The following is a 19,455-nucleotide window of genomic DNA, read 5'->3' as shown; positions in this document are numbered from 1 at the left end:
GCTCTTAATTATCATAGAAGAATCTTATTTACAGAGATTTTCTCATACTCTCTTTTATAGTCATATCAAGGCTCATTCAATCGTGGTAAATTAGTGGTAAAATGAATGGTTTTCTATACTCCAAAATGCTTGAAAGTATAGTGGTTATGCGAATAATCCAAAATTAGATATAAAAATTTAATCTAAATATTCAGACGGTCTGTCCCCAGACTCCAGGCAACAGCACCATTGTCCTGTGGTGTATTGATACATTCAAAAAATACATCTGCATCTTCCTCAGGAGTACTGTTCTCTACCAGACCTTCTTCGCTGGCATACTTGTCTTTTAGTTCGTGTACGATCCCGGATTTCACCTTATCTTCATCTGTGATCACATCATAAAAACCCAGCTTTTTCCCGGTTTTTGTATCAAAAGTAAGACCTGTATAGGAATTGTATCCATGGGCTCCGCCGTAATAGTCATAATAAAACAGCTCGTAGCTTACCACATTTTCATCTGCGCGAAGGATATCGGGTGTATACACAGCTGACAGCTGCATATTACTATCCTCCTGTACATATTCAACCATCTCCTCTGCCGATGTTTTCAGGTTTTCCAGATCTTCTTCTGCACTCTTTTTTAATGTGTCATACTCCAAAGCCAGCGCCTGATTCAGCTTCGGATAAGCAGCCGCTTCCTCATCGCTTAACACAAGTCCCCCTGTTTTCAGACTGTAACTTACCTGAACGCTGCCATCTGCACTGTCTGCATATCCATTTGCACTGTCTGTATGGATATAGGGATGTAACATCTGTGGCATACCGTCATTCGTTTTTTTTGACTCTGCATTTTCTTCCGTCTCTGGTCCGCTTTCTGACTCTTCTGCACCACTTTCACTTTCATTTACACTTTCTTTTGTTGCTGCATCCGCTTCCTGGCTTTCCTTTGACGTTGTCTCTGCTGGTTCTCCCTTTAAAATTTTCTGACATCCAGTTCCTGTAAACGCCATGATAACAGCAAGTCCTGCTGCCATAATTCTTTTCTTTTTCATCTTTCTCCTCTAAATTGTAATAAATTTTGAATGAACTTCTTTTTCAAATTGATACTTGAAGTTTTAGTGAAAATATAGTATTATACAAGAGATGCGTTTGTAGCTCAGTGGATAGAGCAGTGGCCTCCGGAGCCGCGTGCGGAGGTTCGATTCCTCTCAGACGCATTTTTTTATTACCCTTTTTCGGTCTTTCCCTTGACAAATCCTCCCCCATCCCTTATTCTGATTACATATATTTCAATATATCTTCTATTATCTGTCAATCTGTAATCTCATCATAATTTCATTCATTTTATTTTTTATAATTCTTATTTCTATTATTTTACTCCTTATTTTATATCCCGGCTACTTTATTTTTACAAATGATTTTGCTATGGATCTGCCTGGGCAGTTTTCATAAATATTATTTTTAGGAGGTATATCTTTTGGTATACGACACATTTCTCAACACAGTAAAAGAACAGATGGAACAGGCTTTAGGAGACGGATATTCCCTTACCTTGCGGAAAGTCCAGAAAAATAATGGTCTTATCCTGGACGGTCTGTGCATTGCAAAAGGTAACGGCACCATTGCTCCTTCCATTTATCTGAACTCCTGTTATGAACAGTATTTAAACGGAACTTCAATGGAGGAGATCATCCAGAAGCTGCTCACAGCCTACTACGAAAGCAGCTGGCCTCCCATTCTTAACAAGCTGGTCCTGTCTGACTATGACTCTCTCCGTTCCCACATTGCTTTCCGTCTGATCAACGCTTCTTCCAATCAATCCCTTTTAAAAACAATGCCTCATATTCCCTGGATGGATCTTGCCATTGTCTTTTATCTGTACATACAGGAAAATGAAAACGGCATCATGACCGCAGCTATTTCTGATCACCATATGAAAACCTGGGGTGTTACAGTCCATGATCTCTACCACGACTCTCTTTTAAACACTCCCAGGCTTTTTCCTCCTGTTATATCCAGCATGGCCTGTATCCTGGAGTCCCTTGATCCCAAACACCTGCAACATCAGCCAGCTTTCCCGGAAACTCCTTTTTATGTTCTCACCAACCAGAATGGGATCAATGGCGCTGCCTGCATCCTTTACAAAGATGTTATAAAAAATTTTGCTGAAGGGATGGACCGGGATATCCTGATCCTTCCCTCCAGCATTCATGAAGTTCTTCTGCTTCCTGATGATGACCCGCTATCTTATGATGAGCTGGGGCATCTGGTGACTCATATCAACCAGACAGAAGTAGTTGCCGAAGACCGTCTTTCCAATCAGGTCTATCTCTATTCCCGTAAAGAAGACAGGATCACCACTGTTTCTTTTGGTCCTTCTGCTGTCTGCTGATTCTTACTGTACCCAGGCACCGGAGCCATCTACATATCGTCCGTCAGGTGTCCAGGTATTTGCATACATAACACCATTGGAACCCATATAGTACCATCTGCCGCCTACTGCCTGCCAGCCGGTAGTCATCTCACCACTGCCATTCAGATAATACCACTGGCCGCCTAACTGCTGCCAGCCAGTCTTCATTGCACCCGTTGGATCCAGATAGTACCATTTACCGCCTACTGCCTGCCAGCCGGTCTGCATTTCACCGCTTCCGTTCATATAATACCACTGGCCTCCTACAAGCTGCCAGCCGGTAGTCATTACACCATCACCATTTAAGTAATACCACTGTCTGTCTACTCTTACCCAGCCAGTCTGACGATAACCGGATGTATTAAAGTAGTACCATGCTCCATTGATCTGCTTCCAGCCATTGGATGGATAACCGCCGCTTGAATAGGAATACCACCAGCCAACATTATCCTGGACCCATCTGCCGGTTCCATTGTAAACGCCTGCCTCATCTTCATCTACATAATAGGAAGAAGAGTCATCAGACCACTCGCCTGCCTTATCATTATAACTTGCAATGGCTCTTACACGGAATGTATAATCTCCTTCCTTATTAAAATAGCCATTGAAATTGAAGGTCGTTCCTGTGGTGTTTACAGTGGTCACTGTCTTCTCATCTCTTAAAAGTTTTACATCATAGCTTTTTGCACCGTCAATGGAGTCCCATTCTGCAATACCGTCATTCCATTCCAGGTTGGAAGTTCCTTCCAGTTTTCCACCTATGCGTTTTAACTGGGCTGTCACTTCAATGTAGTCGCCGCTGTCGTAGATCTTTGCTTTCTTAAATTCTGCATTACAGCCGGACAGTTTAAAATGGCTTTTACTGGTATACGAGAAGCGATAACCGTCCTTTGCGTAAAGTTCCACTTTTACTTCCGGTATGTCACCTACTGTCCAGGTATCCTGGTCATCTGCATTGGTATACTCAGCGGACTCTACATAATAGCTGGATGTATCACCGCTTACATGGATCGAACCAATAGAGTCTCCGCTGGCAGGTGCCGTGTCATAGGAAAAAGTCAGTTTCACAGTGTCAATTTTAATATCTGCTGCAAATGCAGGCATCACGGACATAAAGGTCATTGCTGCAGCTAACGCGATACACCAGGCTTTTTTCATCTTCATATTCCATCCTCCTTCTTATCTATTCATTAGATAAATTATAACGTTTTTAACTTACTTTTATTATAATAAAGAGCATGGATCTATGCAATTTCAGAAACCTTAAAAAGAACTTACGATTTTTGCAAAAATTTTACATGGTTACAAAATTATACACTCATTTTATCTATAAAGTGTATCTGTAAGACGCAGTTCATCGATCATGTCTGTAAACCAGCGGATCTGTGTCGTAAATTTTTCTCTCAGCCGGTCTGCATCTATACTGCCTTTGCCTGCTTCAAAAAAGTCGCAGTCACTTTCCACCGCAATATGAAGTTTTCCTTCTTTTAAAAAGCTCATGTACAGTTTTCCGCCGCTTATCTCCGCTGCTGAAAGGATATATTCTATCATATGGGGTGTTAAAATGTGAAAAACTTTCTCCCCATCATCAGAACGGACCGTAAAATGTTTATCAAAAACCTCATTGCCCGTTTTAATGGTATCTGTACGGATAAGACGCTGGAAACCAGTCCTTGGAAACAGACTGACCTGTGCTGACAGCTCCCTGCCAAGGTCACAGATCAGCCACTGCCCCTTAAAAACCTCCCGTTTTTTATTTTCCCAGACCTGCATTTCTTCATTATATATATTTTCGTCCTGACAAAGGATTATATCACTGAATTCCATATTCAAGTCTTTATAAACCGCTTTTATGTGATCATTTCCCTCTGCACAGTTATAGTCCAGAGGGATCATCACACCGGAACCCTGGATCTGGGTGATCCCTATCTTTCCGAAAGGCTCATAGATCACATCTTCCAATACCTCCTGAAGGGCTTCTTTTACCAGATTTTCACCTATCTGCTTTTTTAGGACTGTATCCTTTTTATCTTTTACAGAACCAAGTACACAGGCAAGGATGATCAACAGAATGGTCAAAAGGATCTGGCCTGTTACCACGCATATAAATGCCAATACTGCCACGATTTTTCCTATGAGCCTGCATACAGCAGCCGTTGTCTTATTTCCTTTCAGTTCCCGGTTAAGCTCTTCCTCTGTTATTTTCTGCTGATCCATTTTGCACCTCCCTGCTGATCCTTTTTTCTTTTACTGTACCGTGCCGCCCATTAACTGGATCAGTGCAAGGTTTTCGTCACTGGTACCGCTGTAGTTTACAAATCCCAACAGTTCTGCACAGTATTTTCTGGTTTCAAAATCAGGAGAAATACCGCTGAGCATAAATGCGTCAATAACAGAATGGCCTTCATATCCCTCTAAGAAATCACTGAGATCAATGTCATCCGACTCCACATCTACGCTGTCTTCTGCTGTAAGATAGCTTGTAAGGATATCTAATGTGCTGTCTACATCTTCTGCTGCCGACTCATAAAGATAATAGGTGGTATCATCTTCCGTCAGCTCAAAGCAGTAGCTGTCACCTTCTTCTGACAGATCCCAGCCTAATTCATAGGATACGCCAGTTTCATCATCGATCAGGTTCAAATGGTCATAATCAAGACTCCATATGCCGGAAATAGACTGTGTCTGGATCTGGCCGTTATCATTGTAGAGAAGGTCAAAATATGCCTGATCATCTTCAAAATAGAAGATCATAGCTGTTTCATCACCGGAACCGATCCAGTAAGTTCCCTGAGCTACATATTCGATCACGCTGGCTGTCGTCATCATCTGGTCCAACGTAGTTTCCAGGTTGCTTCCGTCTCCTTCGCTGGATAAGACAATATCATCTAACTGGATATATTCTCCGTTTTCTGTGTTGTACCAGTCAAAAGCAAATGTAGTTGGATCATCGGAATAGTCTTCATTGAGATACAGATAAAAGGTATCGGTATCTGCTTTCCAGTAACCATCCAGATCTGTCACCTCTCCATCTGTATCTAAAATTGCCAGATAGGCATCTTTCTCATCAAAGGCCGCCACCATGATCTCCTGGGTGCTGGAAATTCCCGCCCAGGTAGTTCCTGCCAGGATATCGGCCATTTCTGAGTCATTAACACCAGTAAGTTTCTCTGCTGTTGTTTCCGTTTCCGTTGTTTCTGCCACTGTTGTTTCTACTGCTTCTTTTTTATCAGCTACTACTTTTTTGGAAGAACCACCTCCGCAGCCAACAAGAGAAATACACATTGCTGCTGCAACTGCTACTGCCATTTCTTTTTTCATACGACTCATCCTCTTTCTCATTTTTTCTCCTTCATTTCCATTTCATTAAACCGCCTTAAACGTTCTCTGGCTGCTTCTAACTGCGCCTCTATATCTGTGGACGGCTCCTGTTTTTTCTCTTTTGCTGCCGGTTTCATGGTCTTATGCTCCGCTGCTTTTCCTGATATTTGGGGATGTTTTCCTGCAAGCGTTCCCAGCACACTTCCTGCAGCTGCGCCGATCACAGCTCCCGCAGCTGCGGCTCCAGCTGTTCCTATATATGAGCCAAAATCTGGATCCGAACCATTTTCTGTTCCCAATGCATCTGGAACTGGCTCCGTGGAAACAGGCTGGTCTGAAGACCCAATACTTTCTGTGGAAGCTGTAACAGGCGGTCCGGCTGTTGTCTCTGACCTATTGGAAGAAGGCACACCTGCGGCTGTATTTCTTGCACGTTCACTTACCTGAGAGACTGTTGTACTGGTGCCTCTTTCTGTGTATACAGCGGGACGGACCCCTGCGTCTGCCGCCGCACCTGCCATCGCCCCGGCTCCTCCCGCAACTACCGTTACAACCACCAGATTTCCATAAAAATCCCTGTGGTGGGCGCGGAACTGATTGCTTCTTGTCACTGCTTTTTTCTGAGCTGTCCTGTATTTCGTCCCGGACTGCTCTAAAGCTTTTATCATTACAAGAAGAGTTCCCTGCCTTGTTTCCAGAGAAACAGCTAACTTTGTAAGAGAAGTGCGCACGCCCTCAAGCATGGCATCTGTCCCCAGGGAAGCATTTACTTTTTTGATCTGCTCCAAAGCACCATCCAGGCTTTTTATTGCTTTTTCATACTCCTTTTTCTGCTGCTCCAGGGCATCCACCTTAACTTTTACGAAAGCCATAGGCGCCTCCTATTTCAGGTTGATCTTCAGTTTACCTGCAGAACTGGAGATCTTCTTCTCATTGGCACTGTATACATCTGCAGCTTCCGACAGGGTTAATGCATAAGTATTTACCACATTCAATACCTCTTCACATTTCCCGATAATGGCATCAAAACGGCTGTAAAACTCCGCAGAACCGCTGCCGGTCCAGGTGGATCTTAAATTTTTTACTGCAGTCTTACTTTCTGAAAGATAGCTGTACATGTTTTTGTAGCCTGTTTTAATGTTGTTGGAATAGTTTTTTAACTGTTTGGGATCCACTTTAATATTTGCGTCTGCCATTTACGCTCACCTCCCTATTTACCCAGATATTTATGTACCAGATCCATGGCCTTGTTATCTGCCTGGGTGTAACTGTTGGAAAATTCTCCGAGAGCTGCTCCCATCTGCTGTAAGATCTGGGTCAGCTGGGCCAGATTTGCTTTGTCTGCCTGATATCGTTTTAAATACGAAGCACTTGCTTCCCCGCTCCATACAGAAGATACTTTTTGGATGTTTTCATCTAACTTATTCATCTCACTTTTCATTTTTGCTGCCAGATTGGTGAGATTAACTCCTGTGGATTTAAGTTTTGCCGCATTTACCTGCTGTGTTGCCATAATACACTCCCTCCTATCTCCTGCTTACCACTGCCTTTGCCTGCGCTTCTGCTTTTTCCATGGAAGAACATGCGTCCCGCAGGACTGCCGCGATCTCCCTTAAAGAAGCTGCACCAGACGCCAGGTCTGTATTCTGTTCCTGCATAAATTTCACAAAGATCTCTGCTGCTTTTCCTGACCAGGATGCAGCTACTGCTTCATTGGCGGCTGTGATCACTTTCACAGTCTGGTTCTGGATCTGATCGGCCGCCTCTTCCAACAACTTTGCCTGTTTTTTCACACTCTGAGAGTCAAAATGAATGGCTGCCATTTATCTCATCCCTCCAAACTTAAGCCTGCCTGCATTTCTGCTTACAGTTTTTTCTGTATCCTCGTATACACCAGCCAGTTCCTTAAGGACTCTTTCATAATTTCCCAGCATTGTGATGATCGCACCGGAACTTTTCCTTAACTGACCGGCCACTGCGTAAATATCATCTGCGCTCTCCCCTGCATAAGAGTCCTGCAGTTTGCGAAAGATCGCATAGGTCGCATCTGTATTCGCTGCAATGGATTTTTTGATAGAAGTGATTTCCTGCACTGCCCGCAAAAGTTCCTCTGTATTGATCCGACTGGTTCCATCTCCTGCCATATGCCACCTCCCTGTAAAGTCTGGTACAGCATCAGCTCTTTGCCGCTGCACGGATCTGGCTGCTGATCTCCTCTTCTGTCTGCTCTAATTCATCGGCGATCCCCAGGAGTCCTTCTGCCACTTCTGTGTACTGCTCTGCCATTTCCAAAAGAGCCGCCCGGTCCTTCTGGTAATTTTGCAAAAAACGGTCTTTTACTTCACTGCTCCAGGTGCTGCTTAAACCTTCGATCACAGATGTAAAACGCTTTAACTCTTTTCTTACATCCCCTGCAGAAGTTTCTACTTTTCTGGCAGTGGTCCGCAGCACTTCCGGATCCATTTCCATTTTATTTTCTGCCATGCTCTCCTCCTGTTCCTGTTGATGTACTCCCGAACTCTTTACCGCATCTGTTTTTGCAGTTGAGCTTCCATGAATACATTCTTTGCAACCACTGAACGTTTTTATACCATGACCACCCGGCTGCCGTTTTTGATCCCTACTTCCCGGAAGGTTTCGTTATCCTGGATCAGACCTTCTAACTCCAAAGATCCGAAAACAATATTATCCAGTCCTGCAAACAGGTCGTGCCCCTCTAACTCTGCGATCTGCTTTTTGATCTGCTCCTTGGCAGTTCCTATTTTCATCCGGTCGTCTAACACAAATTCATAGGTTTTGGCATTTCCCGGTATCTCGATCTCCAAATGGATCTTACTCATGTTCTCCCTCCTTTACAAAAGGTGTCATAAAGAGGACTGCTCTTCCTTCCTGCCCTGTAAATGCGGCTCCAGCCGGATAAGTCCTGCTCCTCTCAGAAGGTGTGATCTCATAATCAAAAATACCCTGCTCATCAAAAGCTCCCCCAAGGTGGATTCCCTGCTTCCAGTCTCCAAACTGACGAATCGCCCTGTAACCGGCCAGTTCTTCATACTCTCTTGGAGACAGTGCCATAAAGAAATGCAGTCTGTGATTCATTCCTTTTTCAAATACAGTTTCAAGGACTTCACTTACATCAAAGTCTTCACTGTAAACTGCTTCCATAAATTCCGATGCGCTGTTGATCAGAAGGACCATGCGCTTATAGTTCTTTAAAGCCTCTTTTACCGAAGTTTTCGCCTGTCTCGCTTCATACACAAGTTCATTGCGCTCTCCTAACTGGGGCAAAAGTTCATTTTCCATAAAATGATAAAGTTCTTCTTTATCTGTCATGTAGCCATCCAGATCATTGTTTCTGGAAAATTCTTCCAATTCTCTTAAACACCCGTCAAAGACATAAACTTCTGCGCCCTTTTTCTTCATAAGCAGGGCCGTATATTTTAGAAAATTGGTCTTTCCTTTTTTTCCTGCACCACAGACGGTAAAACAAAGGGTCTTATCTAAATCTGTGGAAATAAGGGATCCATCCTCTGCTCCCATTACAAAGTTCTCTTCTGCCAGCCCTTTAAGATGGATCATCTCCAAAAATGTATCTGCATTGATCTCATCTAACTGCACTCCCAGTTTTCTCGCTCCCTGGGTACCTTCTTCTGTTAAAGCCTTTAATTTTTCCCGGATCGCCAGCATCATGCTTTCTCCCTGGGAAGCTTTTACAGGAAGAGCTGCCTGGAATTCCAAAGGAACGCCTTCTTTTATAAGACCTCTGCCTGTAGTCCGGTCATCCGGAAGGATCTCGGAGCGCATCCCGATCACACTGTCATACTCAAACCGGTCTGCTAACTGAAGTCCAATACCCTTTGTGATATTCTGTAAAATACGGCTTCGGATATCACCGGAATTGTTGCAGGTAAGGATCAGGTAAATACCATAGCTGGCACCTTCTCTGGAAAGCTGGATCAAAGTACTCTCATACTGCTCATAGCTGTCTGAAAAGGCGGGATAATTGTCAATGACTAAAAAGATCGCCGGCACATCGCTGTAACTTTCACGATAGCCTCTGTAAGAGCCCATTCCTTTTTGTGAAAATGACTTCTTTCGACTGTCTAATTCTTCCTCTGCAAAACCCATCATCTGCTGGATCTTCTCATCATCCCCCTCCATACAGATACAGCCTGTATGGGGAAGTCCTGCAAAGGCAGTCATGGTACGGCTGGAAAAATCTGCTATATAAAAGTTCACCTGTTTTGCCGTATAATGAAGGGCCGCACCGTAAAGAATGGTCTGTACCAGAGATGTCTTTCCTGAACCAGCTGAACCGCAGATCAGTAAATGACCATCTCTTATAAAATCAAGATAAACCGGAAACTGCCTCTGGTTCTGCGGATCATCTGCCAGACCAATAGGAAGTTTCATCTGTTTTTCATCCCAGGTAAGCTTCATATCCTCCAGATAAAGAAGTTTTGGAAGCGGCGGCAGCCAGATCTGTCTGAGAGGTTTAATATGATTTTCCTCCGCCAGCTTTGCCGCATACTGGACCATAGCGTCTAACTGGGTGAATTTCTTCACATTATCCCCTTTTTTCTTCTTTTTCTTCTTCACTGCCTCCGGCTTTCCTGTCAGCCCTATGATCATGGCTTTTGCCTTGCTGTCATCACTAAATGGAATTTCCGGCGTGTAAGGTGCTCCGGACCAGCCGGACTGAAATTCATCAAAGATCTCATCATTTCCAACCTGTAAAAAGCCCCGTCCGGTTCCGGTGATGTAAGCTGCATCCGTGCGCTTTAACATTTCATTGGAGTCCTGTTTGTCTGCCACACGAAGACAGATACGAAATCTTGTATTGCTCCATATCTCATCATCTACTACGCCGCTTGGCTTCTGGGTTGCAAGGATCAGATTAATACCTAAAGAACGACCTACACGGGCTGCGGAAACCAGCGCCCGGACGAATTCCGGCTGTTCTTTTTTAAGCTCAGCAAACTCATCGGCAATGATCAGAAGATGAGGCATTGGTTCTTCTGCTTCCCCATTTCTGTAAAGTTCAATATAGGCGTCAATGTGCTTGATCTTATATTCGTTGAAAATGCGCTGTCTACGCTTGATCTCCGCGTTAATGGAAAGAAGGGCCCTGGTAGTCTGGTTTCCTCCCAGGTTGGTGATCACACCTGCCAGATGAGGAAGTCCGATAAAGCTTTGGGCCATGCCACCGCCTTTGTAATCGATGAGGATAAATGCCACCTCATGAGGATGATAATTTAATACAAGGCTTAAAATATAGGTCTGCAGTGTTTCTGACTTTCCGCTTCCTGTAGTACCAGCCACCAGACCGTGGGGACCATGGTATTTTTCATGGATATCCAGATAAACCGGCTGTTCCCCTGCCTTCTGACCGATGAGGGAACGCATACTTTCATATGTGCGGTTTTCCAGCCACTTATGGTACATATCCAGATCTTCCACCCTGGAAGTCTTATACATATCTAAGAAGGTAAGCATATCCGGGATCGCTGCATTGGATGCATTTTCCCGTACTTTAAAGTTGGAAAGCTGCCTGGAAAATACATCCATTTCGGCCAGGCTGACACGGTCAAAGGCTACTCCTTCCCGTTCTTCAAATTTAGATAACGTATTGTAACAACCACTGTAATCCTTTTCCCACTGTACAATGGTATTGCAATGGGACGGAAGCTTATCAATGGCATCTGCACTGAAGATCACACTAACCCCTGCATTCTTCGGCGGATCTAAAAGATACTTGGAAACAGGTTCCCCTTCGATCATGGAAATATCACTGATAAAGACTACATAATGAGGAAGGACTTTTTCCTCTTCTTCCTTGTTTTTCCTGTTTTCCCCTGCTTCTAACCGTTCTCTGATCACATCAGACAGGTAATACATCACATCGCCCATGGCTTTGGAGTCGCAGACAATCATGCGAAGCTTTCCGTCCGGTGTATAAGTGTGGGGAAGCCAGCGGGTATATTCCATTTTTTCAAGGTCTCTGCCTGGAAATACATAGCACATGCGTACATCCGTATATGGGTGGAGGGCAGCGATCTGCAAGGCTAAAATGCGCATCAGCTGATCCCGTTTTTCCACATCCCCGCTTACTACACCTAAGAGGCGGTGATCATAAAGGGAAACTGCCACCGAAACCTGGCGAAGTATATCAAATTTCTCCTTCAGTTCTTCTATATGGTCATTTAAAGGATCATGTTCACTGCCCAGATCTTCTTTTGCATCCTCAATCTCATTAGGAGAAGGCATATCACCTGCTCCTAAACGGAGAGAAAGAAAATCTTCATGGGTACTGCTTTTTTCCCAGAGCCTGCGGGTATTGGAAGTGGTAAATTCCAGAAGTTCCCCAGAAGAAGGGTATTGCTCTGCCAGTACGAGACGGTTATACTCCGTTTTATTTTTCAATTTTTCTTCTACACGGACCATGTACTCTAAATATTTGCTGACCCGGCTTTCTTCTGACTCTTTTTCCTCTTTTTTGTTGTAAGCAGAATTAACTACCGCCCATATAGCCCCGATCCCGGCTGCACCTAAGGACATGCAGATACTTCCTGCACCAAAGCCATCGCTGGTCATGGCTGCTGCTAAAGCGATGGGGATGACCATGGTAAAAGAAGGTCCTATGGTAAAGATCAAAGGCTGTCGCTTCTGCTGCTGTTTTTTAGGGCATTTTTCAATGGAAATGGTTTCCCGGTCCAAATTTAAAAGCTTTCGTGGAGTGCGCAGGAAATATACATCTTCCACCTCTGTCTCTTCTGATGGTTCATCTTCAAAATGTGGGATCTCTACTGCTTTCAGCTCCCGGATCCTGCACTGGTTATTGGGATTATTGATGGTCAGAAGATTATTCAGATATACGATCTTAAGACCTACTACGTAAATAATATCGCCGTAATGCAGCTTTGTTTTCTCCCTTACCAGCCTGCCGTTTAAGAATGTGCCATTTACGCTGTTTTTATCGGTTATGTAAGCAGCTCCTGACTCAAAAGTGATCTCTGCATGGCTTCCTGTTACAAAGCGGTTTTTGTATACAATATTACAAAGATCATCACTGCCGATCTCCAGTTTGAAGATGCTGCCCTCTTTCAGCATATATTTTTCAAAATTTACATGTTCCCTCTGGACCTGATCGATCTTAACAGAAAAGTACAGGTCTGTTTTGGTCACCATTCCCTCGATCACGGTACCATCTTTTAGATCCGCACTTTCCACCGGATCTCCCTTTAAGATCAGGGAATACTGTGGGGATCTTCGCAGTTTCCATTGTCCGTCCCAGACTTCTGCATTTAATACCAGTTCTTCTTTTAAACCGCTTACATAGGGACGTATGGCAATGGGGAAATTGCGGTTATCTACATTGGGGAAATAATTTTCCGAAAAGCCATTTTCAAAGAAAACGGTCATAAGTAATGCCATAGATCTCCCTCCTTTAATAGGTGTTGTCAAGGATACTTGCTGTTACCTCTTCCAGCGGCTCCTCATAAGAAGTTTTCATGGTCCCGTAAACAGCAACCAGATATTCTCCTTCTAAGGGAAGCATCATTATGGAAGTGGATGCCATGACACCTTCCTCCTGGTCTGTGATACTGCTGATATCAAAGGAGATATATTCACTGCAGTAAACCGACCGTCCGGATCCCGTAGTCATCTTATATACCTGCTTGTCATTCATACCGAAAACATATTCTTCCATTACATGTATAAGATCAGTAGGATCTGTGCTTTCTGTCATGTAATTCATATCTTCCTGTGTACTTCCTAACACATAAACAAAGGAAAAATCCCCGTTTTCTACACTGCCATATTTTAAGTAGACACCGCCATCGTCGTATGCTTCTTCAAAACTTTCCGGGTAAAATACATCGTAGCTTAACACCTGTTTTGCTGCCATACGATCGCAGTCTGTACCAAATACACCACCCTTTTTGCCGCCTGAAAACAGTACCAGACAGATAACAAGTACAGCTATCACAGCTACACCGCCGATAGCTAACGGTAGTACGGGAAGCTTCTTTCCCGGCTGTATGTCTGCTTTATCTCTTCCTGGACGTGCTGGTTTTTCTTTTACTCCGTTTCTGGTCTCTGCTTTCGCAGCCTCTTTTGCCTGGGCTTTTTCCTGTGCTGCCCGCTCTCTTGCCCGTTTCTCCTCTTCCCGCTTTTCCTGGACCCGGCGCTCTTCTTCCCGCCTTACCTCTTCCTGCTTTCTTTTAGCTTCTTCTGCCATTTCCTGAGCTCTTTTAGCCCTGGCTTCTGCTTCTTCTGCCTCTTGCTTTACCCGTCTGGCCTCTTCTTCTGCCTGGCGCCTGTCTTCTTCCTGTTTTTCTTTCTGCCGTCTGGCCTCTTCTTCTAACCGCCGGATCTCTGCTTCCATTTCTGCCTTTTTCCGGCTCATTTCTTCCCTTCGTTCCTGCTCTGCCTGTTCTTCCTGCTGTTTTTTTCTTTTAGTAGCAAATAAAGCATCCGCTTCGTTCCGATCCGCCATACTCCTTCTCCTCTCTCTTTTCTCCCGATCATGTGTGACACGTTAAAAAATAATTACTGCCAGTTCAAATGTTCCCGTTCTGCCATGGAAAGGATCTCATCATGGCTCAGTTCCACATCGCCGAACCGGACAAATATCCCATTTGTTACGGCACTGTTCCAGACCTTTGGATCTGTAAGGGTGCGGAACCGTATTTTATCTACATAAGGCTTCATATCCAAAAGCAACCGGCTTCCTGATATAAAGTCGATCTGCAGGATATAAGGTTCTAAGGGCTTAACAGCCAAAATATACTTTCTCTCCACATGAGTCCTCCTTCCAAGTTGAATAAAGATCAGCATCTACGTGCGTGCACGCAATCTGACCAGCCACTCCACAACACTTTCATACTAAAAAAGATCTACCGTATCTTTACTGTACGATAGATCCTTCTGAAAAAATATTAACTAAAGGTTAGTTATTGGTATAAAACTGTTCTAAAAGCTGTTTCCGCTTGGTTCGGGTATCCCCTGTGATCTCTAATTTAGAATAGATCTGGTTAATATATTGCTTTACCGTTCCCTCTGAAAGATAAAGCCTTGCTGCGATCTCCTTATTGCTCATGTGGGCTGCCATTAATTCTGTCAGTTTCAACTCCTGTTCTGTAAGACATTTAAACTGCTCCGGATAAGACTTTTCTTTTCCCATTTTTTTACAATTTTCTTCATATGCTTTTCCAAGCGAAAGGATTTTTGCAAGAAATTCCTGGTCTATTTCCGGGAATTTCCCTTCAAAGAGGGATGAAAGATAGATAAAATTTTCCACAAAAGGCATGACCATATGATCTTTGGAAGCATCTGAAAGCTCCTGTTTTAAAATCGTTCTGGCCTCCCCGTGTTTTCCGATCCTTTCATAGGCCGCTGCAGTCTGGATCTGCACATGAAGGGCAACTAAAGCATAATGCATAGCACTGCACACTGCCAGGATCCCTTCACTTCTCCCGATCACCTTGGCATAGGCTCCCTGGGCTAAATACACCTGATTTTCGATCATTTCCATCATCGGTCTTCCCGGCGCCAGGAAATTCACAGCAAAAAGTCTGTGTTCTCCGAATATCTCCGGGATCTTCTCCACACGGCCGATCAATGCATAATAATAAGCGCTGGTGCTGTTAAAAATATTGATCCACATGGAATTATGATGCTTCATCAGATCCATATAACGCTGTTCAAAGGAATACCTCTGTTTAATGTTCATACACAACGACAGCCGCCGGGACAGAAAATCGCAGCACAATGCCATACATTCCTGACCATTTTCCTCGATCCGGGCATAGGCTCCTTCCAAAGCGATCTGGGCATCTGACAAACGCCCCTGGATAAACAGTGCCTCTGCATCCATGACCCGTTCTGCCCCCTGACCATGACCATTGGTAATCTTATAATAATGGGGCATGCACTCATTCATTTCTTCCTGCTCTTTTAAAAGACTGCCTGGTTCCCTGTGGAACATCATAAGTACAGAGGGCGAACCAAAGGTCCAGCCACCGTCATTGCGGATACTGATGGCAGGCCGCGACATCTGCCTGCTGGCGCTGCGGTGGAAATGACTCATTTTTGAAATGTCATTGTACATCAGAAAACTGGTGATCAGGTCGCACTCTCCTAAGAGATTTCCCCGTTCTTCCATTGATATTTCCGTGTGTCTTTCAATGACCCGGATCAGAAAATCTTTTAATTTTAACATCTCCTGGATCTTACGCCAGTTAAACATACAGCGCATCAGCACTAAGATCGATAACGGATGGGCTTCTAAATCCTCTTTTGGGCATTTACTTAAAAAGTTTAATACATCATCCGCCTTTAAAGATGCCAGGAGAATTCCCGCATCTTTCCGGATCACTCTGAGGGCTGCATCAAAATTTCCGCTTTTCCTGTAAGAGTCCAGTGCATGCAGATACTGCTTATGTTCTTCGTACCATTTGCCATAGCGGTCCAGATAAATTGTCTGTTTCTCTTTATCCATTGCCATAAAGGCCCGCTCTGCGCATTCCTTCATCATATGGTGGAAACGGTAGGTCACTCCGTCTGTGAGACGGCTGACAAAGGCATTCTGCCTGGTCATGGCAGACAACAGCCGTTTTGTGTCTTCATTTTCCGTAATAAATTTGGCCATTTCTGCAGAAAATTCATCTGCAAGGCCCATTACAACAAGGAATTCCCTTTGTATCTCAGGGAGCGGATCGATCATAGCTGCTGAAAACATTTCATAAATATCGGAATGATTATCCGGCAGCTCTCCCTGTTCCGCAAAGGCGCATAAATTCAGGTAAACAGCAGAAAACCAGCCTTCACTGGAATGAAGAAGTGACTCGATCTGCCGGTCGCTTAACTGTGTACCGCAAAGATGGGCATAGACAGAAAGTTCTGTATGGTTTAACCGCAGATGATCCACTGTGATCTGATGCAGCTTGCCGCCTAAGCCAACCACTGCACCGCCTGATAAAAAACGGTCCCGGCTGGCCACTACCAGATGAACATTTTCCGGGATCCGCCTTGCTAATGTACAGAGGAATTCACTGATCCTTGCATCCGTAAGAAGATGAAAATCGTCAATAAAAATATAATAATCTGTCTCGCCTGCCAGAAGATGGCTGAGGTCATCTGCAAACAGACCGCCGCTGGCCGGATCCGAAGGGCACTCATATTCCTCAAAAAAGTCAAAACCTGCAAACCGAAAGGCATTCTGCACGCTTTTCCAGAAAATCGGAAGGTTATTGGTATAAATGCTGATGCGGATCACAACCCCATGATCCTTTTTCACCCGCTCATTCAGATACCAGTTTACAGACGTGGTCTTCCCATAGCCCATAGGAGCTACCACCGTTGTCAGGGTACACCGGGAGATCGGCCGCAGCTTCTCCTGCAAACGCTCTGATATGTAAATGGTGTTCAGATCATTTTTCTTTCTTGGCATTTTCATTTCCCTCCCCCGGTCTTTCTATATCCATTTTACCATATAATATAGGTTTGTGGAAGAATATTGTTTATTCACCAGTAGAACAAATGTTCTTTATTATATCTATACTTTTTATAAAATGCATGGTATACTTTTTATAAATTTTAATTTATGAAGAAAAATAGATACACCTGCAACTGTCGAGTAATTCTCGACTGTTCAAAATGATATGAAAAATTTTAAGCAACTAAGGAGCATTTCATGGATCATTTTAAATTAGTATCTGAATATAAACCCACCGGTGACCAGCCTCAGGCCATCGAGCAGCTGGTAAAGGGCTTTAAAGAGGGAAATCAGTTTGAAACTCTTTTAGGTGTTACCGGTTCCGGTAAGACATTTACCATGGCAAATGTGATCGAGCAGCTAAACCGCCCGACGCTCATCATTGCCCACAATAAAACGCTGGCAGCCCAGCTTTATTCTGAAATGAAGGAATTTTTCCCGGAAAACGCAGTGGAATACTTTGTTTCCTACTACGATTATTATCAGCCGGAAGCCTATGTTCCTTCTACGGACACTTACATTGAAAAAGACTCTTCGATTAACGATGAGATTGATAAGCTGCGTCACTCTGCCACTGCTGCTCTTTCTGAGCGCCGGGATGTGGTGATCGTGGCTTCTGTTTCCTGTATTTATGGTCTGGGAAGTCCCATTGATTATCAGAACATGGTTATTTCCCTGCGGCCGGGTATGGAAAAAGACCGGGATGATGTGATCAAAAAGCTGATCGAGATCCAGTATGACCGCAATGATATGGATTTTAAGCGTGGTACTTTCCGTGTTAAAGGAGATGTGGTCGACATTTTCCCGGCTTACTCGGACAGTGAAGCCTACAGGATCGAGTTTTTCGGTGATGAAGTAGACCGCATTATGGAAATTGATACAGTAACCGGCGAGATCAAAGCCCAGTTAGGCCATGTGGCTATTTTCCCTGCCTCCCACTACGTTGTTCCCAAGGAGAAGATGTTAGAGGCAACAGAGCACATTTTAGAGGAATTAAAAGAACGGGTGGCCTATTTTAAAAGCGAAGACAAGCTTTTAGAGGCACAGCGTATTTCGGAACGCACCAATTTTGATGTGGAAATGATGCGGGAAACCGGGTTCTGCTCTGGTATTGAAAACTATTCCAGACATTTAACCGGTCTGGCACCAGGAGAACCGCCCTGTACACTGATCGATTATTTCCCGGAAGATTTCCTTATTATTGTAGATGAGTCCCATATTACACTGCCCCAGGTCCGTGGCATGTATGCCGGTGACCGCTCCCGTAAGTCTACTCTGGTAAACTACGGTTTCCGCCTGCCCTCTGCCCTTGACAACCGACCTTTAAATTTTGAGGAATTTGAAAGTAAGATCAACCAGATGATGTTTGTGTCTGCTACTCCTTCTGACTATGAAAGAGACCACGAACTGCTCCGTGCAGAGCAGATCATCCGTCCTACCGGACTTTTAGATCCGGAGATCTCTGTGCGGCCTGTAGAAGGACAGATCGATGACCTGATCTCTGAAGTAAACAAAGAAACGTCCGCCCATCACAAAGTCCTTATCACCACTCTTACCAAACGAATGGCAGAAGATCTTACAGATTATATGCGGGAAGCTGGTATCCGGGTCAAATATCTCCACTCAGATATTGATACTTTAGAGCGGGCACAGATCATCCGGGATATGCGTCTGGATGTATTTGACGTCCTGGTGGGTATTAACCTGCTGCGTGAAGGCTTGGATATCCCGGAGATCACACTGGTTGCCATTCTGGATGCAGATAAGGAAGGCTTCCTTCGTTCAGAAACTTCCCTGATCCAGACCATCGGACGTGCCGCCCGAAACTCGGAAGGTCATGTGATCATGTATGCTGACACCATTACTGACTCTATGAGAAAAGCCATTGATGAAACAGAACGCCGCCGCAGGATCCAGCAGAAATACAATGAAGAACACGGAATTACTCCTACTACCATCAAAAAAGCGGTCCGTGATCTGATTGCTATCTCCAAAGCTGTGGAAAATCCTCATGCTGCCGATACCAAAGATCCTGAGTCCATGGACGAAAAGGAATTAAAGAAGCTGGCAAAGGAACTGGAAAAGAAGATGCGCCAGGCTGCTGCAGAGCTGAACTTTGAGGAAGCTGCAAATCTGCGCGACCGTATGATCGAAGTAAAGAAAATGCTGCTTGATATACTATGAAAGTGTTGTCAAGCGACTATGGGGACTGCGTGCTTGCACGCAAGGAACCATAGACATTTGA

At 44.3% G+C, this 19,455-nt stretch carries 17 protein-coding genes and 1 tRNA gene; 3 read left to right on the top strand and 15 right to left on the bottom strand.

From position 1 onward, the window contains the following. Positions 1–182 precede the first annotated feature (182 nt). Positions 183–1,031 (bottom strand): DUF4163 domain-containing protein, encoded by an 849-nt coding sequence (locus DW251_RS14970; RefSeq protein WP_118301614.1) that lies wholly within the window; start codon positions 1,029–1,031, stop codon positions 183–185. A 93-nt stretch (positions 1,032–1,124) separates the two neighbouring features. On the opposite strand from DW251_RS14970, the gene DW251_RS14965 reads away from it, so the two are divergent. Then, a tRNA-Arg gene (locus DW251_RS14965) sits at positions 1,125–1,196 on the top strand. A 260-nt stretch (positions 1,197–1,456) separates the two neighbouring features. Further along, complete coding sequence (locus DW251_RS14960) at positions 1,457–2,371, top strand: DUF5688 family protein (RefSeq protein WP_118301613.1); 915 nt, start codon at positions 1,457–1,459, stop codon at positions 2,369–2,371. Between the two features lie 3 nt (positions 2,372–2,374). Here the strand turns inward: DW251_RS14960 and DW251_RS14955 are convergent, their stop codons facing one another. From DW251_RS14955 to DW251_RS14890, 14 genes are all read right to left on the bottom strand, one after another. Beyond that, positions 2,375–3,556: an N-acetylmuramoyl-L-alanine amidase family protein gene (locus DW251_RS14955; RefSeq protein ID WP_118301612.1), complete on the bottom strand. Its 1,182-nt coding sequence runs from the start codon at positions 3,554–3,556 to the stop codon at positions 2,375–2,377. Positions 3,557–3,715: 159 nt separating this feature from the next. Beyond that, positions 3,716–4,609, bottom strand: a complete 894-nt coding sequence (locus DW251_RS14950; protein WP_118301611.1) for a DUF3137 domain-containing protein — start codon at positions 4,607–4,609, stop codon at positions 3,716–3,718. A gap of 30 nt (positions 4,610–4,639) precedes the next feature. After that, positions 4,640–5,713: a hypothetical protein gene (locus DW251_RS14945; protein WP_147352242.1), complete on the bottom strand. Its 1,074-nt coding sequence runs from the start codon at positions 5,711–5,713 to the stop codon at positions 4,640–4,642. A gap of 17 nt (positions 5,714–5,730) precedes the next feature. Further along, on the bottom strand, positions 5,731–6,585 hold the full coding sequence (locus tag DW251_RS14940) for a hypothetical protein (RefSeq protein ID WP_118301610.1): 855 nt from the start codon (positions 6,583–6,585) through the stop codon (positions 5,731–5,733). Positions 6,586–6,594: 9 nt separating this feature from the next. Further along, positions 6,595–6,909, bottom strand: coding sequence for a WXG100 family type VII secretion target (locus DW251_RS14935; protein WP_021871490.1), 315 nt, complete (start codon positions 6,907–6,909; stop codon positions 6,595–6,597). Between the two features lie 14 nt (positions 6,910–6,923). Next, complete coding sequence (locus DW251_RS14930) at positions 6,924–7,226, bottom strand: WXG100 family type VII secretion target (protein ID WP_021871489.1); 303 nt, start codon at positions 7,224–7,226, stop codon at positions 6,924–6,926. Between the two features lie 13 nt (positions 7,227–7,239). After that, positions 7,240–7,536 carry a WXG100 family type VII secretion target gene (locus tag DW251_RS14925; protein ID WP_021871488.1) on the bottom strand — a complete coding sequence of 99 codons (297 nt, stop codon included), beginning with the start codon at positions 7,534–7,536 and terminating at the stop codon, positions 7,240–7,242. Continuing rightward, complete coding sequence (locus DW251_RS14920; RefSeq protein WP_021871487.1) at positions 7,537–7,857, bottom strand: WXG100 family type VII secretion target; 321 nt, start codon at positions 7,855–7,857, stop codon at positions 7,537–7,539. 31 nt (positions 7,858–7,888) lie between these two features. Beyond that, entirely contained in the window at positions 7,889–8,197 is a 309-nt protein-coding gene (locus tag DW251_RS14915) for a WXG100 family type VII secretion target (RefSeq protein ID WP_021871486.1), read from the bottom strand. 101 nt (positions 8,198–8,298) lie between these two features. Then, the gene (locus DW251_RS14910; RefSeq protein WP_021871485.1) at positions 8,299–8,553 is read right to left on the bottom strand and encodes a hypothetical protein; all 255 of its coding nucleotides are present in this window, start codon (positions 8,551–8,553) and stop codon (positions 8,299–8,301) included. After that, a complete protein-coding gene (gene essC, locus DW251_RS14905) occupies positions 8,546–13,144 on the bottom strand; it encodes a type VII secretion protein EssC (RefSeq protein ID WP_118301609.1) in 4,599 nt (1,532 codons plus the stop codon). The genes DW251_RS14910 and essC overlap by 8 nt, the downstream gene beginning before the upstream one ends. Positions 13,145–13,157: 13 nt before the next feature. Then, complete coding sequence (locus tag DW251_RS14900) at positions 13,158–14,210, bottom strand: hypothetical protein (RefSeq protein WP_118301608.1); 1,053 nt, start codon at positions 14,208–14,210, stop codon at positions 13,158–13,160. 53 nt (positions 14,211–14,263) lie between these two features. Further along, positions 14,264–14,515 carry a DUF2442 domain-containing protein gene (locus tag DW251_RS14895; protein WP_021871482.1) on the bottom strand — a complete coding sequence of 84 codons (252 nt, stop codon included), beginning with the start codon at positions 14,513–14,515 and terminating at the stop codon, positions 14,264–14,266. 148 nt (positions 14,516–14,663) lie between these two features. Beyond that, complete coding sequence (locus DW251_RS14890; protein ID WP_118301607.1) at positions 14,664–17,165, bottom strand: LuxR C-terminal-related transcriptional regulator; 2,502 nt, start codon at positions 17,163–17,165, stop codon at positions 14,664–14,666. A gap of 243 nt (positions 17,166–17,408) precedes the next feature. Here DW251_RS14890 and uvrB point away from each other — a divergent pair, with 243 nt between their 5' ends. Further along, the gene (gene uvrB / locus DW251_RS14885; protein ID WP_021871480.1) at positions 17,409–19,394 is read left to right on the top strand and encodes an excinuclease ABC subunit UvrB; all 1,986 of its coding nucleotides are present in this window, start codon (positions 17,409–17,411) and stop codon (positions 19,392–19,394) included. Positions 19,395–19,455: the final 61 nt, after the last annotated feature.

Origin of the sequence: Clostridium sp. AM22-11AC, from assembly GCF_003473545.1 — a bacterium.
Lineage (GTDB): Bacteria > Bacillota > Clostridia > Lachnospirales > Lachnospiraceae > Enterocloster.
This window is presented reverse-complemented; position numbering and strand designations above follow the sequence as displayed.

Coding starts and splice junctions, on each gene's coding strand:
- DW251_RS14970 (WP_118301614.1), bottom strand. CDS start 1,031: ATGAAAAAGAAAAGAATTATGGCAGCAGGACTTGCTGTTATCATGGCG.
- DW251_RS14915 (WP_021871486.1), bottom strand. CDS start 8,197: ATGGCAGAAAATAAAATGGAAATGGATCCGGAAGTGCTGCGGACCACT.
- DW251_RS14925 (WP_021871488.1), bottom strand. CDS start 7,536: ATGGCAGCCATTCATTTTGACTCTCAGAGTGTGAAAAAACAGGCAAAG.
- DW251_RS14900 (WP_118301608.1), bottom strand. CDS start 14,210: ATGGCGGATCGGAACGAAGCGGATGCTTTATTTGCTACTAAAAGAAAA.
- DW251_RS14945 (WP_147352242.1), bottom strand. CDS start 5,713: ATGAAAAAAGAAATGGCAGTAGCAGTTGCAGCAGCAATGTGTATTTCT.
- uvrB (WP_021871480.1), top strand. CDS start 17,409: ATGGATCATTTTAAATTAGTATCTGAATATAAACCCACCGGTGACCAG.
- DW251_RS14940 (WP_118301610.1), bottom strand. CDS start 6,585: ATGGCTTTCGTAAAAGTTAAGGTGGATGCCCTGGAGCAGCAGAAAAAG.
- DW251_RS14955 (WP_118301612.1), bottom strand. CDS start 3,556: ATGAAGATGAAAAAAGCCTGGTGTATCGCGTTAGCTGCAGCAATGACC.
- DW251_RS14950 (WP_118301611.1), bottom strand. CDS start 4,609: ATGGATCAGCAGAAAATAACAGAGGAAGAGCTTAACCGGGAACTGAAA.
- DW251_RS14920 (WP_021871487.1), bottom strand. CDS start 7,857: ATGGCAGGAGATGGAACCAGTCGGATCAATACAGAGGAACTTTTGCGG.
- DW251_RS14935 (WP_021871490.1), bottom strand. CDS start 6,909: ATGGCAGACGCAAATATTAAAGTGGATCCCAAACAGTTAAAAAACTAT.
- DW251_RS14890 (WP_118301607.1), bottom strand. CDS start 17,165: ATGCCAAGAAAGAAAAATGATCTGAACACCATTTACATATCAGAGCGT.
- essC (WP_118301609.1), bottom strand. CDS start 13,144: ATGGCATTACTTATGACCGTTTTCTTTGAAAATGGCTTTTCGGAAAAT.
- DW251_RS14930 (WP_021871489.1), bottom strand. CDS start 7,226: ATGGCAACACAGCAGGTAAATGCGGCAAAACTTAAATCCACAGGAGTT.
- DW251_RS14910 (WP_021871485.1), bottom strand. CDS start 8,553: ATGAGTAAGATCCATTTGGAGATCGAGATACCGGGAAATGCCAAAACC.